This window comes from Microcoleus sp., from assembly GCF_041354475.1.
GTDB lineage: Bacteria > Cyanobacteriota > Cyanobacteriia > Cyanobacteriales > Microcoleaceae > Microcoleus.
The window spans coordinates 33,324-52,177 of sequence record NZ_JBGJZU010000014.1; the positions used below are offsets into that span (position 1 = coordinate 33,324).

At 42.3% G+C, this 18,854-nt stretch carries 23 protein-coding genes; 3 read left to right on the forward strand and 20 right to left on the reverse strand.

Going from position 1 to position 18,854, the window contains the following annotated elements:
* Positions 1 to 33: 33 nt before the first annotated feature.
* A complete protein-coding gene (locus ACBR23_RS07800) occupies positions 34 to 1,185 on the reverse strand; it encodes a tetratricopeptide repeat protein (protein WP_371119094.1) in 1,152 nt (383 codons plus the stop codon).
* A gap of 313 nt (positions 1,186 to 1,498) precedes the next feature.
* Here ACBR23_RS07800 and ACBR23_RS07805 point away from each other — a divergent pair, with 313 nt between their 5' ends.
* Positions 1,499 to 1,723, forward strand: a complete 225-nt coding sequence (locus tag ACBR23_RS07805; RefSeq protein ID WP_371114329.1) for a YgiT-type zinc finger protein — start codon at positions 1,499 to 1,501, stop codon at positions 1,721 to 1,723.
* Positions 1,724 to 1,787: 64 nt separating this feature from the next.
* Positions 1,788 to 2,405 (forward strand): Uma2 family endonuclease, encoded by a 618-nt coding sequence (locus ACBR23_RS07810; RefSeq protein ID WP_371119093.1) that lies wholly within the window; start codon positions 1,788 to 1,790, stop codon positions 2,403 to 2,405.
* 44 nt (positions 2,406 to 2,449) lie between these two features.
* On the opposite strand, the gene ACBR23_RS07815 is transcribed toward ACBR23_RS07810, so the two are convergent.
* The 15 genes from ACBR23_RS07815 to ACBR23_RS07885 form a co-directional block, all read right to left on the reverse strand.
* Positions 2,450 to 3,103, reverse strand: coding sequence for a hypothetical protein (locus ACBR23_RS07815; RefSeq protein WP_371119092.1), 654 nt, complete (start codon positions 3,101 to 3,103; stop codon positions 2,450 to 2,452).
* A complete protein-coding gene (locus ACBR23_RS07820) occupies positions 3,048 to 3,605 on the reverse strand; it encodes a hypothetical protein (protein ID WP_371119091.1) in 558 nt (185 codons plus the stop codon). Before ACBR23_RS07820 ends, ACBR23_RS07815 begins: the two co-directional genes overlap by 56 nt.
* Before the next feature lie 18 nt (positions 3,606 to 3,623).
* Positions 3,624 to 4,325, reverse strand: a complete 702-nt coding sequence (locus ACBR23_RS07825; protein WP_371119090.1) for a hypothetical protein — start codon at positions 4,323 to 4,325, stop codon at positions 3,624 to 3,626.
* A 76-nt stretch (positions 4,326 to 4,401) separates the two neighbouring features.
* On the reverse strand, positions 4,402 to 6,633 hold the full coding sequence (locus ACBR23_RS07830; RefSeq protein ID WP_371119089.1) for a hypothetical protein: 2,232 nt from the start codon (positions 6,631 to 6,633) through the stop codon (positions 4,402 to 4,404).
* 46 nt (positions 6,634 to 6,679) lie between these two features.
* Complete coding sequence (locus tag ACBR23_RS07835; protein ID WP_371119088.1) at positions 6,680 to 7,318, reverse strand: hypothetical protein; 639 nt, start codon at positions 7,316 to 7,318, stop codon at positions 6,680 to 6,682.
* A 27-nt stretch (positions 7,319 to 7,345) separates the two neighbouring features.
* Entirely contained in the window at positions 7,346 to 8,179 is an 834-nt protein-coding gene (locus ACBR23_RS07840) for a hypothetical protein (RefSeq protein ID WP_371119087.1), read from the reverse strand.
* A 24-nt stretch (positions 8,180 to 8,203) separates the two neighbouring features.
* Positions 8,204 to 8,896, reverse strand: coding sequence for a hypothetical protein (locus tag ACBR23_RS07845; protein WP_371119086.1), 693 nt, complete (start codon positions 8,894 to 8,896; stop codon positions 8,204 to 8,206).
* Between the two features lie 51 nt (positions 8,897 to 8,947).
* A complete protein-coding gene (locus tag ACBR23_RS07850) occupies positions 8,948 to 9,520 on the reverse strand; it encodes a hypothetical protein (RefSeq protein ID WP_371119085.1) in 573 nt (190 codons plus the stop codon).
* Between the two features lie 66 nt (positions 9,521 to 9,586).
* Complete coding sequence (locus tag ACBR23_RS07855; protein ID WP_371119084.1) at positions 9,587 to 10,162, reverse strand: hypothetical protein; 576 nt, start codon at positions 10,160 to 10,162, stop codon at positions 9,587 to 9,589.
* Between the two features lie 17 nt (positions 10,163 to 10,179).
* Positions 10,180 to 10,896, reverse strand: a complete 717-nt coding sequence (locus tag ACBR23_RS07860) for a hypothetical protein (RefSeq protein WP_371119083.1) — start codon at positions 10,894 to 10,896, stop codon at positions 10,180 to 10,182.
* 11 nt (positions 10,897 to 10,907) lie between these two features.
* The gene (locus ACBR23_RS07865; protein ID WP_371119082.1) at positions 10,908 to 11,702 is read right to left on the reverse strand and encodes a hypothetical protein; all 795 of its coding nucleotides are present in this window, start codon (positions 11,700 to 11,702) and stop codon (positions 10,908 to 10,910) included.
* A gap of 7 nt (positions 11,703 to 11,709) precedes the next feature.
* Positions 11,710 to 12,276: a hypothetical protein gene (locus ACBR23_RS07870; protein WP_371119081.1), complete on the reverse strand. Its 567-nt coding sequence runs from the start codon at positions 12,274 to 12,276 to the stop codon at positions 11,710 to 11,712.
* 189 nt (positions 12,277 to 12,465) lie between these two features.
* Positions 12,466 to 12,981 (reverse strand): hypothetical protein, encoded by a 516-nt coding sequence (locus ACBR23_RS07875; protein ID WP_371119080.1) that lies wholly within the window; start codon positions 12,979 to 12,981, stop codon positions 12,466 to 12,468.
* Between the two features lie 113 nt (positions 12,982 to 13,094).
* The gene (locus ACBR23_RS07880; RefSeq protein WP_371121453.1) at positions 13,095 to 13,730 is read right to left on the reverse strand and encodes a hypothetical protein; all 636 of its coding nucleotides are present in this window, start codon (positions 13,728 to 13,730) and stop codon (positions 13,095 to 13,097) included.
* A gap of 331 nt (positions 13,731 to 14,061) precedes the next feature.
* Positions 14,062 to 14,376: a lysozyme inhibitor LprI family protein gene (locus ACBR23_RS07885; RefSeq protein WP_371119078.1), complete on the reverse strand. Its 315-nt coding sequence runs from the start codon at positions 14,374 to 14,376 to the stop codon at positions 14,062 to 14,064.
* Between ACBR23_RS07885 and ACBR23_RS07890 the strand changes: the two genes are divergently transcribed.
* On the forward strand, positions 14,375 to 14,572 hold the full coding sequence (locus tag ACBR23_RS07890; RefSeq protein WP_371119077.1) for a hypothetical protein: 198 nt from the start codon (positions 14,375 to 14,377) through the stop codon (positions 14,570 to 14,572). The two genes, ACBR23_RS07885 and ACBR23_RS07890, sit on opposite strands and share 2 nt — an antisense overlap.
* A gap of 198 nt (positions 14,573 to 14,770) precedes the next feature.
* Here the strand turns inward: ACBR23_RS07890 and ACBR23_RS07895 are convergent, their stop codons facing one another.
* From ACBR23_RS07895 to sir, 4 genes are all read right to left on the reverse strand, one after another.
* Positions 14,771 to 15,121 carry a type II toxin-antitoxin system PemK/MazF family toxin gene (locus tag ACBR23_RS07895; RefSeq protein WP_371114325.1) on the reverse strand — a complete coding sequence of 117 codons (351 nt, stop codon included), beginning with the start codon at positions 15,119 to 15,121 and terminating at the stop codon, positions 14,771 to 14,773.
* The gene (locus ACBR23_RS07900; protein WP_371121452.1) at positions 15,099 to 15,338 is read right to left on the reverse strand and encodes a hypothetical protein; all 240 of its coding nucleotides are present in this window, start codon (positions 15,336 to 15,338) and stop codon (positions 15,099 to 15,101) included. The genes ACBR23_RS07895 and ACBR23_RS07900 overlap by 23 nt, the downstream gene beginning before the upstream one ends.
* 80 nt (positions 15,339 to 15,418) lie before the next feature.
* The gene (locus ACBR23_RS07905) at positions 15,419 to 16,525 is read right to left on the reverse strand and encodes an RsmE family RNA methyltransferase (RefSeq protein ID WP_371119076.1); all 1,107 of its coding nucleotides are present in this window, start codon (positions 16,523 to 16,525) and stop codon (positions 15,419 to 15,421) included.
* A 200-nt stretch (positions 16,526 to 16,725) separates the two neighbouring features.
* A complete protein-coding gene (sir, locus tag ACBR23_RS07910; protein WP_371119075.1) occupies positions 16,726 to 18,714 on the reverse strand; it encodes a sulfite reductase, ferredoxin dependent in 1,989 nt (662 codons plus the stop codon).
* Positions 18,715 to 18,854 lie beyond the last annotated feature (140 nt).

Genomic DNA, 18,854 nt, shown 5'->3' on the forward strand with positions numbered 1-18,854 from the left:
TTGTGATTTTTAATATTTAACTTTTTATTACTATTACCTATTTCCTAGGTTTTTCAGGAAGGCTAATCCGCTGTATAGCTGGAAAGCAGGGTCCCAAGGGGTTTCGGATTTGCGATCGACCTCTACATAAGATTCGATGTTGCTTAACATATGAGTGTAATCCAGAACTGTCTCGGCAAAGGGAGTAAATTCTGACCACACTGTCACATCAAGCTGTTGGTCAAGTATTTCTAGTAAGTGATTCCAGTTGATTCTGGTGGTACTTTGAGGGATTTGTCGAGGTTTTTGGGAACCAGATTTGGGTTTTTTGGGGGCTGAAGCGGGAATATCTGCTGAAATTTGGGTAAAGTCAATTCCTTGTTGAAATTCGTAACTTTGGTCGCAAATTCGGAGAATACAGTGGCGACTAGGGATGTGTAAATCGCAGATTTGAGCGTAATCTTGGGTGATTTCTTTGTGGCGAAATTGCTCGGTTCTGCGATGGGGTGAGTAGTCCATGATTTCCATAAACATGGGTAATAATCCTTCTACTCTTTGGCTGATTTCTGACCAGTTAAATTCGATCGCACCTAGTCTATCCAGTGTATCTTTACAAACCACGACGGGGGGAGACAGGGATTGGAAGTGTTGAACTCGAAAGATTTGGATTTTTTGAATATCGGCTAGGGTTCCCCAGAATACGGGGATTCCGGCGTTGAGGAGTTCTTCGCCGTAGATTTGGAGTTCGGCGATGGGGCCGGTTTTATACAGTCTCCAGCCGCGGCTTTGAACTTGCATCCGAGTTGTATAGGTGTCGGTTTGAAAGATTCTGCTGATATTTTGGATGGCTGCGGGTTTGTCTTCGGGGGTGACGGCTTCCAGGATCAGGAGTGCTGGTTCGAGGTTGCTGGGGTCGTTTTTGGCGGTTTCTATGGCTTCTTGGAGTCTATCTTGTGCTGCGGTTTCAATCCGTTGAATCCCTTGACGGGCTTGGGAGATGATTTTGGGATTGGTGATGTCGCGGAGTATTTGTTTGTAGGTGGTTTCGGCTTTTTTGGGGTTATTGGTGAGTTCGTAGTAACGGGCGATGTAGTATTTCACCCAGGGATTTTCGGGGGATTCTGTTTGAAGTTGTTTGATGAGTTGGGCGGCTTGTTTGTATTCTTTGTCTTCTAGGGCGGTGACGATTTGGTGGATGTCTGTCATGGCGGTTGGGGGAATGGCGTTTTTTATATTTTGGCTGATGTTTGGTTGGTTCCGCCACAGGTTAACAATTTTTGCTTTGATATGTTAAATTATGGATATTATATGAAACTATTAGACCTCTCCCATAATTATTGTGTAACAAGCATCCTGCCTGTTCTTGACGGGTGCATCTGTGTTTGGCAAATATATTCGTATACCAATAGACCTTTGCACGTTCAGTGCAGTTATCCATCTCGTCCTTTGGTAAAAATCATTACTTTATACGAGCCAGATCCGAAAATTTGGATTGATTTTAAGTTAAGGATAAATCAAAATGAACAATGACATCTGGAAAGAAACAATGGTGGAACAAAAGGTAACTTACACGCTTGAACTCAATGGTAAATTTATTATTATTGAAAATGTTCCTGCTAGAGTGTGTTTGGAAACGGGAGAGCGATTTTTTTTACCTGAAACTGTGGAACAGTTGCAGAAGATGATTTGGGAAGATAGAAAGCCTATTAGGGTGATTGAAACACCTGTTTTTGAGTTTGCGTAGCGGTTGGTTTAAGTTTAGTTAAAAATGATTAGAATTAACACACAAGTATAAAAAAAAATTAGTTATGGTGCAAACAGCAGTTAAACTTTCTTTTGAGGATTTTCTCGAACAGTATCCTGATGGTTATGGCATCTACGAACTTGTAAACGGAGAAATGGTCGAGGTGGACGCAACAAGAGCTCATAAAAATGTGGCGCGCTATCTGGTCAAGTGTTTTGATGGAGAAAACGAACGTTTAGGACTTGATTATATCGTTGATAAGGACATCCGAATTAGAACTGTAATGGCTGGGGGACAAGAACAAGGTAGAAATCCTGATGTTGGGGTGGTAAGCGCTTCTTTGTGGAATAGCAATGTATTAGCTTATGGTGCTTTAAGGGAACCGATTCAGTTAGCGGTTGAGGTGGTTTCAACAAACTGGGAAGATGATTACGTTGATAAGTTCGATGAATATCAACGGCTGGGTATTTGTGAATATTGGATTGTGGATTTTTTGGCGATCGCATCTAGATATTATCTGGGTAATCCAAAAGTTCCTAACGTTTTTGTTTACCATTTAGTAGATGGGAGTTATCAGGTTCAAGGGTTTACAGACTGCGATCGCATTATTTCTCCAACTTTCCCAGAATTAGACGTGACTGTCGATCGGGTTATCAAAAGCAGTCGAATTCAAAAACTGTAATATAGGGGTTACTGAGGACAATATGCTGCTATTATTTAAGAGTTTTAGGGCAAGTATCGCAGAGATTCCCAAACCCGGACAGCTTCTTGGGGGCTAATGTCCTTACAATTAGATAACTCTGGAGTCGGTGTATCTAAGAAAAGACGAGAACCCGCACCAGTAAATCTGTAAAATGGGCCTTTCCCCATCCAAGATCCTGTTAAAGTAGGGCCAGAAAGTCGATCGTTTTTACGATATTTTAACACTTCACTTTTGCCCAATATTGAATTGTTGACTGGATAACTCTGCTCCAAGTCAGCCGATGGCATATCGCCAATACCGCCACCGGTGGATTCAATAGCAAAGCAAGAGTTATTGGGGTTGCGATAGATGATTGCGTAGTTAGGGCAAAAACGGCGGACTCCTGAAGGACAAGGTTTAACTTGAACGCTCGCCACCTGAAATCCGGCGGGAATATAGCTAGGAACGGCAACTTTAACTCCGAGAGACTTAAGCTGATTTGTTTGTTTGTCAGATAGCTGAGCATTGGCTAGCAATTGCCCTTGATTTGGCGATCGCTGGGCCGTTACACATTGTATACTGGCGGCTAGGATTGCGGTGATGATGGTGATGATTATGGGCGATCGCTTTTTCATATTTACCTCATTTTTTTTGTGGAATCGGTCTTCCTGAACGCAGAATGCGGCTGATTTGCTCATTAGTCATAAAAGGAGCTGTTAAATAGGTACTTCCAAAACGACCAGTTCCTTTCTCTGAGAATCTAACTTGAGTGTCATTTGCATATTTCAAACCAGAGTTACCTAAATTCCAGTAAAACTTAATTGCTTTGCCAGATTTTACATACTTCTCTCCTAGAGCAGCGTCAATTGACTCTATTCCACCATTTAGAGGTGGGTAGCTAGATAAACCGCTATTAAAAATATAGGCTTGAATCGCACTAAGTTTATAATTAAAGTAAACGAAACCATTCCTAAATTCTTCAGGTAAGTCGTAATCAGTACGGATCTCACGTCCCCCACCTTGTTCTACAAATTCTCTCCAAGTTATAAGCTCAGACTTGGGTTGTTGAGCAACATTTTGCGGCCAGCTTATCATCTGAGAATTATCCGTAGCCTGTCTCGACTGTGCAAATACTGCTAAAGACCAAGCACACAAAATTGTCAAACCTATTGTTAAACCCAAAAGCGATCGCACTTTCATAAACTTTATCCTCATTTTTTATCTGACACTTTGAATCGGAGATTCGTTAGCCATAGAACTAGCTAAATTAATCAATGCTGATTTATCGCGTTGTGATACAATATTGCGCTGGCGATCGAATCCGCCTCTTAGACTTACCCGATAATTTAGACCATCTTGCTTCCAAATCACGCTCAAAGAAGGTGGAGTTGAAGCCCCTCCAGAATTTTGAACGACGAAAAGACCCTCAATACCTTGCTTTAAAGTGATAGGTGTCCTTTCTAGGACTGCCATCTCTGAGCGGATCAAGTCTCTTTTATCAGCTTCTGTCCAATTTTCATAACCACGCCTTCTAATTTCGTTAACTCTTTCAAGTTCCTTAAGGGTAAAAATGGATTTGGAACGCAGATTATTATCATAGGTTGAATTTTGCGCTACCGTAATAATTCCAAATTGACAGGATCTACTCGTGCAGTTCGGTTGTGAATTTAGCCAGACAGCAAACTCTCCTGGGATGGTTGTAATGACTTGTGGGTAAAGTTGAATTTCGCTGATATTAACACTTGAAGGTAGGCGCATTACCCATCCTCTAGGAAGCTGAGTTTGAATCTCTCTAAGAATGGGTCTAAACATAGGTGCGGGTTCAGCATTTGCAGTTTGGGGTTTTGTCAGACAGTAAGCTCCAAATACCGTACAAATGCCTAAACTAATTGTAATGGTGATTGGCGATCGCGCTTTCATAAGTAATCTCCTTATTTTCATTATTTCTCATCTACAAGCTTAGAATGCCAGCTTATTAACTATTGAAATAGCAATTTTAATTGCGAAGTTTATCAGCATCTTCTAAGGTAATAGTAGCTTTTTCGCCTGCTGCTGTAGCATAATAAAGGTCTGCCCCTCTTGCAAATGTGTTTAACTTACTGCCAGTTATTCTAGTAGCTTTTACAAATGTACCCAGTCCTGGCAGGATGAATTTATCAAGGGCAATTTCTAGACCAATGTTACCGACATCTTTATATACATCTAGGAAAGCTCCTATAAATGGGTTTTTAGATGGATCGCTTTCCCCTGAGACTGAAAACTCAATTAATTGTTTGAATACTTCAGCAGCTTTATTAGGATCGACCAAATCCATTGTGAACATAGCTTGACTACTAGGTTCACTCTTGAAGAAGTTGATAGTGGTTTTGGATGTCCGGGAAAAATATGCTTCTTCGGCAAATCTTTTGACAAATTGCTTCACTGTCTCGTCTTTAGCAAACCCTGGATCTCCTTGAGTGAGCAATACTAACTCAAGGGATAACATAGCAGCATTATACCTAAATGCTTCGTTACTTGACTTGGTTATTTTTAAATATCCCCCAGGCGGAATAATGAGGCTATTCTTATTGTTATCCGAAAACTCTTGCTCGTTTAAATTTTTCCTGGCATCTGTCAAAGAATATTGATTAAACAAGGAGACAGGAAACCTTGTAAACATATCAATACCGGAATCAATCAATCCTGTGGGAGGTTTATTACCCTCAATGATTTTAATCTTCACTAGCTGTTTCTTGGAATTATATATCTGGACTAAAGCTTCAGCAGAACCTTGATTGAATACTTTCATTTCAACTTTGATGGAACGATCTGCTTGTCTCTCCCATGTGATGCTATTGAATATAAGTCGAGAATCTGCTTCTTTGCTCCTACAAGAAGCCGGAGATTCTTGTCCTAAAAAATTTCTGGTTTTACCACTACACACAATATTATTATAAACTATTGTGTCATCGCCATTGATCTGGGTTTGTCTCTGTGGATTCTGTTGATTTGAAGAGGGCGATCGCCCTGCTGTCGGTGTCTGTTGGCTGGGAGAAAGCGATCGCCTTGCTATCACCTGTTGCCCCGTTCTACAATCTGGGTTCTCCTTTGTAGGAGAAACCCCACTTCGTAGATACGTGTATCTAGAAGATTCACACACCACCACATTTTGATTGGGATTTGCAGCAGCAATGCGGAGGTCTAATAAATAGGTAATAACTGGATAGTTCCAGCCATTTCCATACCTAACAGTGCCGTAAAAAAAGCCATTTTTACTAGAGTCTATTTTCAATTCACTAAGAGAGTTTACTGGAGTAGTAGGACTGCTTGAGCCTCTGTGGGGTTCAGCACCACTTAAAATTACTCTTTTTGAATTGACAAAATTTGGCTGAGAGATTTCCAAGGGGCCGTCGCCAAAAGTTGAAGTAACAAGAGTAACCCAGTAAGTCTGATTCCCGATTTTTAAATCTGCTAGCGTAGCAACTCCCAGACCAGTAAATATCAGCTTTCTGCCATTCCATAAAAAAATCCCGGAGTCTTCTCTTGAAATAAATTGTTTTTGCTCGTCAGATATTGGTCTAAGGGGTTGTCGCATAGCTTCTTTGAATGGACTTTGCAACATTTGTTCGGGGGGAACGCGCAGTATTTTTTCACCTGTACTCAGCTTTCCAATCTCAAAGCGGTTAAACTGGTTGACATTCTGGGCTACCACAGGGCGATCGCCCTGTGGTAGTCTGTTGGTTTGGAGAGGGCGTCCTGCTGTATTTTGTTGATTTGGATCGGATATTCTATTAATAGAGACTCTATAACCTCCAGTATTGTTATTGAAGGAATTAGCTACATCGTTATAGCAAAGAAATAGCCTTCCCGACTGACCCATAGATAGTTGATTATTTGAGCCTATAAAAAAATAATTGCCATTTGTACCAACCTTACCTACAAGCCCACCAATAAAACCTTTATATATAGCATTAGGGTCATCCTTTTTACCGATATTGACTCCATTCACAAACCTGTCGCCATCAGGATTAGTTAGGGGGGTACTATTTACAGGCGAGCCTTCATAACCGTAACTTCCTTGACCACTTGCTGAAAATTGTAAGGAATCTCCTCTAGATACATTGATTCCCGAATCAACGCAGAATTTTATAGCTGGAACTGCGATCGTTGTTTGTGCCAAAACTGATTCAGAACCAGCACCAAAAATTACAAAACCTACCATCAAGCCAAAAAGCGAGATCTCTTTCATAAACTTAATCCTCATTTTTGTGTTGATTGTTTCAGTGTTATAAATACTACCGTCTGTTTGGCAGTGAAGCAGTACAGCCAGCTTCCTTAAACTTTTGAATTATTTCCTGCTTTACCCAATCGGGTAAGTAGTTTATGTTGAACCCAGGAATATGTGTAACGCTTGGAGGTTTTAATGAACCTATCAGATTATAACCGTAAAGCCTTGCTTCGTCTTTTTGAACGTATGTGTCTCCTAAATAATCTCCTTTTTGAATAAATACATGATTGTTAGTGGTGCGGATTGTTCCATTAGATACGGAACCAACCGTAAATAATATACCGTTGGATTCTGCTGTGCTTCCTCCTCTACCCATAAGATAAGTATCGATGATACAAACACGACCTTTGGTATTTGAAGGATAAATAAATTTTCCTTCTTCTAATGCTCTGTACGAACCCAAAAAAGAAACCACACCTGGATCTACTTTTGACCAAGCCGATCGCAAAGTCCTCAACTGGTTAATTTCTGGAGGATCTTTTCTGGTAATTTGTTGTAATAAATTAATCTGTTTCTCAAGATCCAGCCTCAACTTCTTAAGTTCGGCATCGGTCGGATATCGGTCAGAATTTGCAAATACTGCTAAAGAACAAGTACACAAAATTGTCAAACTTATTGTCAAACCCAAAAGCGATCGCCCTTTCATATTTTTTCCTCTCAGCTTGCTAAAAATCTATTTACGTTCGATACGCTGCTTGAGTTGTGCTGTATCTGGCGTTGCACGAAACGACTGACCATCGAATAAAAATGTCAGTCGATGGAAGGTAGGATTTGGAAGGTGAGAAGCAAATCTAGCCTCAAAGCCAAGGGGTTTGGTAGCAGATTTTGCCTCTCTTACTCTAATGCTCAAATCTGGGCGACCATCTTTGTCAATGTCCTGTGCTGTCCAGTCTTCAATCCGCGTTTCATAAAATGGAGGATTGAAAGTTGTTTTAGAAATTAGGTGGATCTGCTGACTTTTTTGGGTTTCAGATGAGCCAATTTGTATAGCATCTAGCCAATCATAAGAGTGGCCCATTTGTGCATAGTAGCCCTGGCATACGAGTAAGTCTCGACCGTTCTTACTAGGAAATTTGAGGCAGTTATTCGAGCGCAACCCCGATTCATATCGCAATGCTGACCACCCTTGACTCGAACGTCGCAGCAATACGCTTCCTCCGTAAAATTGACCGTGTGATTCGCAACCATCAAAATCAGCTAAAGCCTCGCGAGTACCAGCTTGGGTAAAACTGCCATACACAACTTTTTCAAGAGTAAATGGACTCAAAGAACCTCTACTGCCCGCTCCAGTAAATGAGGGACATTTTCTACAAGCTAATTGGCCACCCCGTTCGCGATTAGGAAACACATCATCTCGACCGCAGATAGCTTGAAGGATTGCACTTGCCTCCTGTTGAGATGGGGTAACGCTATCTCTTTTAGATTCTACAGCTATAGATTGTGTGAAAACACTTTGAGATGTTATTGCAAAACTTACTATCAAGCCCAAAATAGATCGCCCTTTCATAATCTTTCCTCTCTTTGTACGCAATTATATCACAAAAGCAAATGATGAAATCACTGTGTTAAATACTTTCTGCTCAACAGAACCAATGTTTTTCCCTCCGAAGTTACGAGTATAAATGGTAACTATATTTCGCTGGTCTGGGGTAAGTAAACTAGCTTTCAAATAAGTATCTGCCTTATCTATTTCTGCTCCATCTAGACTATGCTTAGTACTGTAAACGAAAGCTTTTTGTTTAGCAATTGTTGTCTCTCTAATATTTTCTAATCTCAGAGTAGTTGCACTAAGTTCAGGAAGAAGGCGAGTTTCAGGTGTGGTTGGTTGTACCGTCACCCACACAGGTAAAGTTCCATGACCGGCACCACGGAGCCGATTCTTTTTGCCACATTCTAATAATTTAATATCAGCAGGGTTGTACAAACTTATCGTCAGAGTATTATCCTGCATTTTTTCAGTTTGATAGTTCGTTGGAATATCAAACGAGAAGCCAAATTTTTCCTCTCTAATTTTCCTAGTTTCTTTAGTTGGAGCAACGCTAGGGCCTCTTGGACATGGATCTTGTGATTGAGCTATTTTCAACTCACCGGGTAATCCTGCTGCTAGTAAGCTTTTAGTTTTCGTTGCTAACCCCATGCTGTGCTTTGATTCGACCAAACAGCCAACTCCTAAAATCACCAATGTTGCAACTGCACCGAAAAATACTCTACCTTTTTTCATCATCTTTTTTGTCTCCTTTGTAGTTGATATCACAAACACAAATTACTTGCCAGATTACAAACAGCCTTCTATATACTCAACTTCTGGCAGTTGGCCAGACCTAAATCTTGTTACCCGATTACCGCTTGTCTCAAAAATAATACGGTAGTTTTTGTCAGCCGCGTCTTTAGGAACAAAAGTTAGATATTTCCCATTACGAGGTGGTCTACTTACATAAGGATGAGGAGTTGCTTGAATTTGCCCAGGATATAGAGAAAAAATCTGCTCTTCAGTATCCCCAATTTTTGCACCTTTGATGGTAGTTATGCGCTCATTGTTAATATCCACTCTGGCAATGCGACCTTTTGTTACCATCAAGCTAATTGCTTTTGGCTCGACCTGTGGCTTAAAATAGAAACATCCATATTCTTCACCACCACTTTGGGTTTTGACTAATCTAACTCCAGCAGATTGCGAGGCTTCATCAACTGTCATCCCGACTCTAATCGGCCCTATGCCGTTTAGCGCTAGTTTCGATCGCTCTGTGAGTTGCACTTGAGCGTTGACTGATGTTACCCAAACCACAAAAATGACAATTGTGCCGATTAGTAAGGTAACAAACTTGGGTAAACTGTTTAACTTTCGCATTGAGTGCTATTCCTCCTCTATGTCCGTATTCAATACTTTTCTAATTCATTCACTTTGCTTCTCGTATTAAAAGCAGCCTTCAATCGCCTCAACTTCAGGAAGTTTACCAGAACGAAAGCGCTCTACACGATTTTTGCTAGTCTCAAAAATTATGCGGTAGTTTTTATCAGTCGCATCTTTAGGTACAAATGTTAGGTATTTTCCATTGTAAGGTGAGCGTCCCTGGTAAGGATGTCTAGTTGCTTGAATTTGCCCTGGATATAAAGAGAAAATTCGTTCTTCAGTGTCCCCGATTCTAGCTCCTTTAATCGTAGTAATGCGATCGCTGCTAATATCTATTCTGGAAATACGACCGTTGATTACCATAAAGCTAATTCCTTTTGGCTCTCCTTGCGGTTCAAAATAGGAACAATACTCTTCAGTACGACCCGCACTTAGGGTTTTCACCAACCTCACTCCAGTAGCCCGCGATGCTTCATCAACTGTCATGCCAACTCGGATCGGTCCGATGCCATTAAGTGCTAATTTCGAGTTTTCTGTGAGTTCCGTTTGAGCGTTGACTGATGTTGCCCACATAGAAACAATGACTATTGTGCCGATTAGTAATGCGACCAACTTGGTTGAGTTCTTTAAGTTTAGCATCGATTGGTATTGCTCCTTTATTTTTCTATTAATTTTCTGGTAATAATAGAGTCAAGAATCCTTAAGTTTTCTATTGAACCCAGCTTACTACTAACACAAACAAATGAAGATTGAAACTCTTGTTGTGGCTCAAGCGAACTGCAAGCTGACTCATTTGAGTAATAAGCATTGCGACCATCTGACAATTTAACTTTTATTCCAGACTTTGCCATGCTAGTAAAACGCTCAATGAATCGGAGAGTGCTTAATCTGACAAGAATTACCTTCCCTTGTTGGTAGAGACTTTGAGGAAACTGAGATATCCCTGGATATTTGTCTCGATCCCTAATAGGAATACTTGGGGCAAAACCGGCCACACGAATTGTGCTAAGACCTGGAATCTGAATACCCTCTCGTGCTACAATGTATTCTATACCACCACTTCCATAAACGCTTAAAGCAACCTGACCTTTAGCAAAACCAGGTGGAAAGTAAAAAGAAACCAGACGAGTTAGGCTCGAATTATCTCCTACATAATCTCTTTGTAGCTCCGAAAGAATTTTCTCTAAATTAGCCCACGTCCAATCAGGAAAAGCATTTGTCGTATTTTGTACTACTAATTGTGGTTGTAAGTTCTGTGACCTGACTGGTAGTGGATTAACACTGAATACTAACAGACTTAGCGTTAAATAAAATAGCGATCGCCCTTTCATCAATTCTTTCTCCTGATTGTTAAAACAGTTAACCTTACCCATCAAATCTATTCCTAACGAATGTAGCCAGTCTCTCCCAGAAACTTTCGCAGTTCAGTGAAAAATTGACTGCGATCGCTCTCTTTGTAAGCTTCCTGCACCCGCCTCCATCCATCCTCACCTTCACCCAACAAATATTTATCAGCTAAATAGGCAGCTAAGGCTGCTTTGCCTCCGTCAAATTGTTTGATTTTAGTGTATTCTTGCCATAGCTGATCAGCATGGTTTTTAACTTGTTGGGAATAGCGACGGGTTACATCTATCATTTTTCCCTGACGGTATTGCCAAATTTGTAAGGGATAACGAGAGCCTGCATAAGATGAAAACTTATAAGCAAAACGGTCATCGCGATCGACAAATTCTAAATTGCCATCTTTATTTACATCCTCAATCCCGTAGCGGCCGCCGTTTCCCCAAGGATGAGTTATTGCTGTGTATTTTTGGGTTTTGGCATCGTAGCGATAAATCAGAGAAAACGTGCAACAATGAGCGCCACCAGAAAATATATCTAATATAATTTCTGGTTCGTTGTCTTTATCCAAGTCCCGAACTTGAAGGTCAGATAACCGACAGTAACCAACTTCTTCTTTCGGTATATTTTGATTGAAAACTGTTTGACCTTTGCGAACTAATTTCAGTTGTGGGTTTTGCGAACAAAGTCCGCTCGTTGACTGAAATGAAACTTCTGCTCTCACATTCCCAGATTCGGCTGTCTTGGTTTCAGCTTTGGCTACTCCTCCTAAGAAACAGGAAGCAGCACCTAAAATTGCAAAACTCATTATCAAGCTAAAAATCGATCGCACTTTCATATTTACCTCAATTTTTTTGTTTTATTTCTCTTTCAGAGCGCAGAATGCGACTGATTTGCTCGTTAGTCATAAAAGGGGCTACCAAACAACTAAGCCTTAAGCATCCTTCGCCTGGTCCATCTAAAAATCTAACTTCAGTATCTTTTCCATAAGTTTGATAAGTACCTGCACCGCCTCCCCAATAAAATCTAATTGCTTTGCCCGAGTTTACATACCTATGTGCCGCAGCAGCATCAATTTCTCCTATTCCACTTTTTATCGGTGGGTAGCTAGATAAACCTTGTTTGAGAATATAAGCTGTAGTATTATCAGCTCCTGGATTGATGTAAACATAGCCATTCCTAAACTCGGGCGGTAGGTCGTAATCGTAATTGACAAAACGCCTGCCACCCCGTTCTACAAATTCCTTCCAAGTGATAAGTTGAGATTTTGGCTGTTGAGCAATTATTTGCGATCGCCCCTCCAATATCTTTTGGTTTGTTGGGGATAATCGCCCTTGTGCCAAAACTGATACCGAAGCAGTACCCAACACTGCCAACCACACCATCAAGTTCAAAATCGATCGCCCTTTCACACTTTTTCCTCTCTGTTTACTAAAATGCCTTGTTCCGCACCCAAGCACCTTACCGCACCGCAACTGCCGCAAGACCCAAAGCCCTCTATTTATCTGTCAGCCTCAACCCGCTACTTTTATGCAAAATACCGATCGACTGTTGCAAAGCTTTACAAACAATAGTTGAATTGGTAGGTAATAGATGCAGCTTCAGTAACAAGGATGCAACGAACTGATAGCCCGCCGGATTTGCAACCACTCCGACGCCAAGGAAGTCTCTATCGGTTGTATTCTCCGGTAGTCCAATTCGGGATGACGGCCGTAGAATACGGCATCTGCTACTTTGTTCAACACAGGACTAGATAAAGGCGACGCATTTCTTCCTTGACCCAGACCCGAACTGTCATACTTGGAAAGTCGCCACTCATAATTATTATTCAGGTTTCTACCACAGTCCCGCTCGTACACCAAGTTATCGTTGCTCACCACTTTTTTGATAGCAGCCCATTCTTTGATGTACTGCGTTTCATCGGAGCGGATTTTGCGACGATTCAGTTGTGGATGCAGATTGTAGAAAATAAAGTCAGTCAAACCATCGATCGCTTTTTCAGGTGCTCTGTTAGCTGCAATTTGCACCGAATCCGCAGCGGGATAGGTGACGGGTTGCGCCATCGTCTTCATGGGAAAACAAGGGACGGCGATTAATCCCAATATCAAATACTTCATTGCATACCTCGATATTTCATGATTTTTACTGTCTGTTTTCTGAGATGTTTGGTTTGTGCGATCGCTCTCTAGCTACTTGTTTTGACAGAGGCGATTGTCTTTTGATCTTTGCCTCACTTTTTTTGAGGAATCCGTCTTTCGGAGCGCAAAATTCGGTTAATTTGCTGCTTCGTCATAAAGGGAGCTTGCAAACAAGTAAATTCCAAGCATTCTTCCCCTGGTTTTTCCACTCTCACTTTACGATTGCGTTCGCCAACAGTACCGCTACCCCAGAAAAATCTAATTGCTTTGCCAGATTTTACATAGCTATCTCCCAAATCGTAATCAATTTGCGTTATTTCCGATTTAATCGGTGGGTAGCTAGGTAAACCTTGCTTCAGAATATAAGCTACATGATAGTTTCCTCCATTAATGTAAAGATATCCATTTCTAAACTCACTAGGCAAGTCATAATCGCGGTCAACAAAACGTCTCCCACCGCGTTCTATAAATTCTCTCCAAGTTATCAGCCCCGACTGTGACTTTTGAGCAACTATTTGCGGCTTATTTATCACGTCAGAATTAGCCGTGACACTATTATCAATCAGAGATGGATTTGCCTTTGCAGCTAGTTGAGGTTTGGTGAATGCTCCAAACCCTACAATTGTCAAGCTAAGCATCAAGCTAAATATCGATCGCCCTTTAATCATTTTTCCTCCCTGTTTGCTAAGATGTCCTATTTGCCGGATTGTCCCCATACACCATTCCATCCCTCCACCGCAACAATCGCCACAGTCTTGAGCTTCTATTTATTTATCAGACTCAATCCCCAAGTTTTATGCAAAACACTCGTTTTTTGTAATAAAACTTTACATAAAATTGTCAAACCTTGGCAGAGCCACAGTCTTGAGCCAAGCCCCGATGGATGAGGCGTAGGCATTTTGGGCTGGGCACTCTTGACACCGCCCCTACAAATTTGTATAAATGACAAGAATTACGCACTCCGACAGAGAAACCGGGTTTTTTCCCGAATCTTCGAGTACGAACGCAGTATTTTCGTAAAAAAACCCGGTTTCTGAACCCCCGTGCGATCGCCCTTTTTCACCTTTCCTTAAAATATTTCTCTAATTCGGCTGTACGCTGTTTAGTCATCCGCTCCAAACACTCATTCAAAAAACCTTGATAACCCGTACCGCCACGATTTCTATACACTTCAAACTCGCAGGTATTGTCTCGCACTTTAATCCATCCTAATTGTGATTCTGAAAGTAGGGCTTTTTCTTCCTTGCTCAACTTAGCAATCAGTTGTTTATAAACATCATTCAGCCGCTTGTCTGCGAGTTCATACCTTAACCGAATACAGGCTCTGACTTCTACATCGCCTTGAGGCCGATCGCAATTAAGCTGTTGAGCCATGACAGAGCGCCCAGATTGTGCCAAAACTAATGTTGTACCGACTATTGCCAAAAGTGCGATCCTCTTCGAGGGCTTTCCTTCGGATCGCTTCGCTAACGCTAACGACCAAAAGCGCGATCGACCTTTATTCAAATCTATTTTCATGGGTTCTCAATTTACCTATTTTATGAATTTTTGGTGGTTTTGCAATGGATAATTCGGAATTATTTAACCACAGAGGACGCAGAGAACGCAGAGAGAGCATAGAGAAATTAATAATTATTATGTTTTTCGACTTTTTTTTTCATGGCTAGTCAACTCACCTATTTGATAATTTGTCTTGACAGCATAAAGGGTAGACCTGATTAATTTAAAATTTGTTTTCATATTTACTGAATTCAATTCGCCCTGTTTGTCAGATTGCTAAAGTATGCTTGAGTGCTGCATCTACTGCTGCCATATCTGACAAGATACCAATTTTGCGATCGATTTCTACTTCCAGAAGCGTCACAAGATTGTCCGTCATAATTACCGAATCAGCTAAAAGTCCTGTTTGTTTTCCTTCCGCTGTTGCTAAGGAAACAAAAACGCGGCTTGGGTGTCCCGATCGCACTAAATTGCTAGTAATCATTGCCGTAATTGTTTGTCCAAAACCATTCCCCAGATTATTAGCTTGAACTATCAAAGCAGGACGACGTTTCGCAGTACGCAAGTCTGCATTGGGAAACAAAACCAGTACGATATCACCGCGATGATAAGGCATCATAAACATCCATTTCTGGTCGTTCCCAATCAGGAGCAAATCTCGTCAGCCGCAACCTTAAATCTGAGGCTTGTTCCCGATCGATGCCGCGAGATGGTAAGTCTATCAACCCTGATTTGGGCAGAAAAGTAACAATAACTTGTGCTTCTTCTATGTCTGCCGGCATTTCCAATAACTCTATTTTGCCATTTCGATATATACCTTCTATTGACTGTAACATATTACTCCTGCGATAGTTACTCATTTACATTTTACCTGCGATTGCCAAACCAAGCAAGTATCTTGATTTTTTTCGATATATTAAGATTTTTCAAATATCGTTCCAACTAAAGATAAAGCGACAATTGGAGCAGTGACTGCTCTGAGAATTCTACTTCCTAAAGAAACAGGCTCAAAACCAAACTCGATCGCCCTTTTCACCTCACCCTCAGTCCATCCACCCTCCGGGCCAATTGCTATAACAATCGATAATTCTCCCCCAGGGGGCGGGCACGGGGGCACCGCCCCTACAAAGGCGGAATCGAATTCTTGCTCCCCCCTTACCAAGGGGGGCTGGGGGGGTTCTAATCCTGGCTCCCCCCTTACCAAGGGGGGCTGGGGGGGTTCTAATCCTGGCTCCCCCCTTACCAAGGGGGGCTGGGGGGGATCGAATCCTGGCTCCCCCCTTACCAAGGGGGGCTGGGGGGGATCGAATCCTGGCTCCCCCCTTACCAAGGGGGGCTGGGGGGGTTCTAATCCTGGCTCCCCCCTCACCAAGGGGGGCTGGGGGGGATCGAATCCTGGCTCCCCCCTTACCAAGGGGGGCTGGGGGGGTTCTAATCCTGGCTCCCCCCTTACCAAGGGGGGCTGGGGGGGTTCTAAACTAATCAAACAATCCCACAAATGCCGATTATCCCCGCGAGCTACGCAAATATATCGATATTTTTGACCGCAATCTTTCACCGCCAAATCAAACGAAATTGGCTCCAAAATAGTCGGTACAAATTGACGTTCCGACTGTTCCGCCGCCTCCGCTGCAATGCGCCTCCAGCGATCGACTTTTTGAGGACTAGGTTTCAGCAAAGTGCGATCGCTCGTCACCGGTACAATACTTGCCACACCTAACTCTGTGGCCTGTCTGACAACCTCGTCAAACCCGTTTCCCTTGGGCAAGGCAGCCATCAAACTAACCTCGACGGCAAGCTCCTTGTCAACCGGGATTTCTTCTATTATCGACGCAATTAACCCTGTTTCCTGGGCTTCTAGGACTGCTAGCCACCAATGCCCTCGTCCGTCCATTGCAATAAATTTTTCGCCTGTTTGTAACCTGAGTACGCGATGTAAATAATGTTGTTGTTCGACGCTTAAGTCTATCGATTTGTTGGAAATTTTGGCGGCATTAATTGCTAATCTTTGTAATTGAGCCATTTAATTTTTGATTGCTCGTTTTTGATTATATTTTTTTTATTTAACCGCAGAGGGCGCAGAGAACGCAGAGGAAGAGAGGAGAAAGGCAAAGCATTTATAAGCACCGGAATTATTGGACAAATTCTAGGTTTTTTTTATGCAAATGCTTTGCCTTTATACTATTTTTTTCAGAGGTCTATTGAAGACCATGGAAAATTGGCTTATGCTTCCTCCTTAATCTTGTTTAAATAATTTGAAATTGCCTCTGTTGCTAGCTGCGTGATTGGCTTACCCTGACGGGCTGCTTCTTCTTTGAGCTCGTTGTAAATTTCATCGCGAACGCTAATTCGGCGACGGACTTTACCAGTAGCCGCGGCTGTCTCGTTCCCATCTTCGTTACTAGACGTAACTTCTAATTCATTAATTTCAGTTGTCATCGAGTCAGCAGATTGGTAGTTGGTTATAAATTGACGGATAGATTCTAACCCGACGCGATCGCAAAAATTGCCAAAACTCTCACTTTGTTGCTGTTTTTGTTTAAAATAAACAAAAATTGGCTCTAGAAAAGCTTCAAAGTCGTTGACGTGCAGCTTTTCCTCAATTGGTTTTGCCAGCCTCGTTTGTTCGGGAGAACCGCCTAGCCAAATCTGGTAAGATTCCGGCGAGCTCCCGACAAATCCCAATTCTGCCATATAAGGGCGGGCGCATCCATTGGGGCAACCAGTCATTCGCACTACAAAATGTTCGTTTTCTAAGCCGACTTTGGTCAACAGCGCCCGAATTCGCTCTAAAATGCTCGGTATCACGCGCTCTGACTCGGTAATCGCTAACCCGCAAGTCGGCATGGCAGGACAAGCCATAGCATAGCGGACTAAGGGGTCGATCGCAGTTTCTCCCTGAATCCCACAGCGTGATAGAATTCCCTGAATTTCCTGTTTGATATCTGGTGAAATATCGTAAATCAGCACGTTTTGGTGCGGTGTCACCAACATCGGCAAGTTGTGTTTCTGCACGATTTCCCGCAAAGCTGTTTTTAGCTGAAATGAACCTTCATCTTTAATCCGGCCATTTTCTACAGAAATGCCCAAAAACAGTTTACCGTCTCCTTGTTCGTGCCACCCCAAGAAATCGAAATACTTCCATTCTGGCAAGGGTTTAAACTGTTCTAGTGGCTTGCCAAAATAGGTGGCTACTTTTTCCTGGAACCACTTTACACCTTTGTCGTGAATCAGGTATTTCAGTCGGGCGTGTCTTCTGTCTGTGCGATCGCCAAAATCTCTTTGAGTTGCTACAATTGCCTTAACCAAATTGTAAACATCATCCTTGGCAACATAGCAAATCTCATCGGCAACCCGCGCAAAAGTCTCTTCTTTATTGTGAGTGCGGCCCAAACCACCACCAGCAAACACGTTAAAACCTTCCAACTCCCCAGCTTCATTGGTAAATACTACTAAGCTCAAATCCTGAGAGTACAAGTCAACGGAATTATCTCCCGGTACTGTCACGGAACATTTGAACTTCCGCGGCATATAGTGCTGGCCGTAAATCGGTTCTTCGCGATCGTCGTGAAATATTGTACCATTGCCATTTGACTGTCTGGCTGCTTTCACCGCGGGGTCTTCTTGAGCACTAACAGCCTTTTCCCCATCCAGCCAAATTTCGTAATAAGCTCCTGTTTGCGGTGTCAGCAAATCGGCCACATTATTAGCGTATTGCAGTGCATACTGGTATTCTGGCCGATTTTTGTACGGTGCTGGCGGTGCCATAACGTTGCGGTTCAAGTCGCCGCAAGCTCCCAAGGTTGACCCCATATTTTTAATAATTGAGGAAAACACTGCTTTAAGATTTTTCTTGAGCACGCCGTGAATTTGGAAGCCTTGGCGTGTGGTGACACGGAGCGTGTGGTTGCCGTATTCTTCCGATAGCTTGTCGAGGGTGAGGTATAGCTGCGGGGGCACGAAACCGCCGGGATTGCGGGTTCGCAGCATGAACTGATAGTCTTTTTCTTGGCCTTTAACTCGATTGTCCCGGTTGTCTTGCTGGTAGGAGCCGTGAAATTTGAGAATCTGAATCCCTTCTTCGGTGAAGTGGGTGGTTTCTTGTAACAATTCTGTCGCAACGGGTTCTCGTAAATAGTTGCTCCGTTCTTTGAGGCCTTCGGATTTAGAGGGTTTGCGCGCCACTGGCGCTGAAGTGGAAGATGTAGTCATGGAATGTATAGTATCCGTTATAATTAGATAAGGATCGATCGAATATTTCTTGACAATTTGACACTTGACAAATTTGCACTTGACAAATTTCCTCAGAAGTGCTGGATCGGCTCTGTTAACAACTAAGTTAATAACGGTAA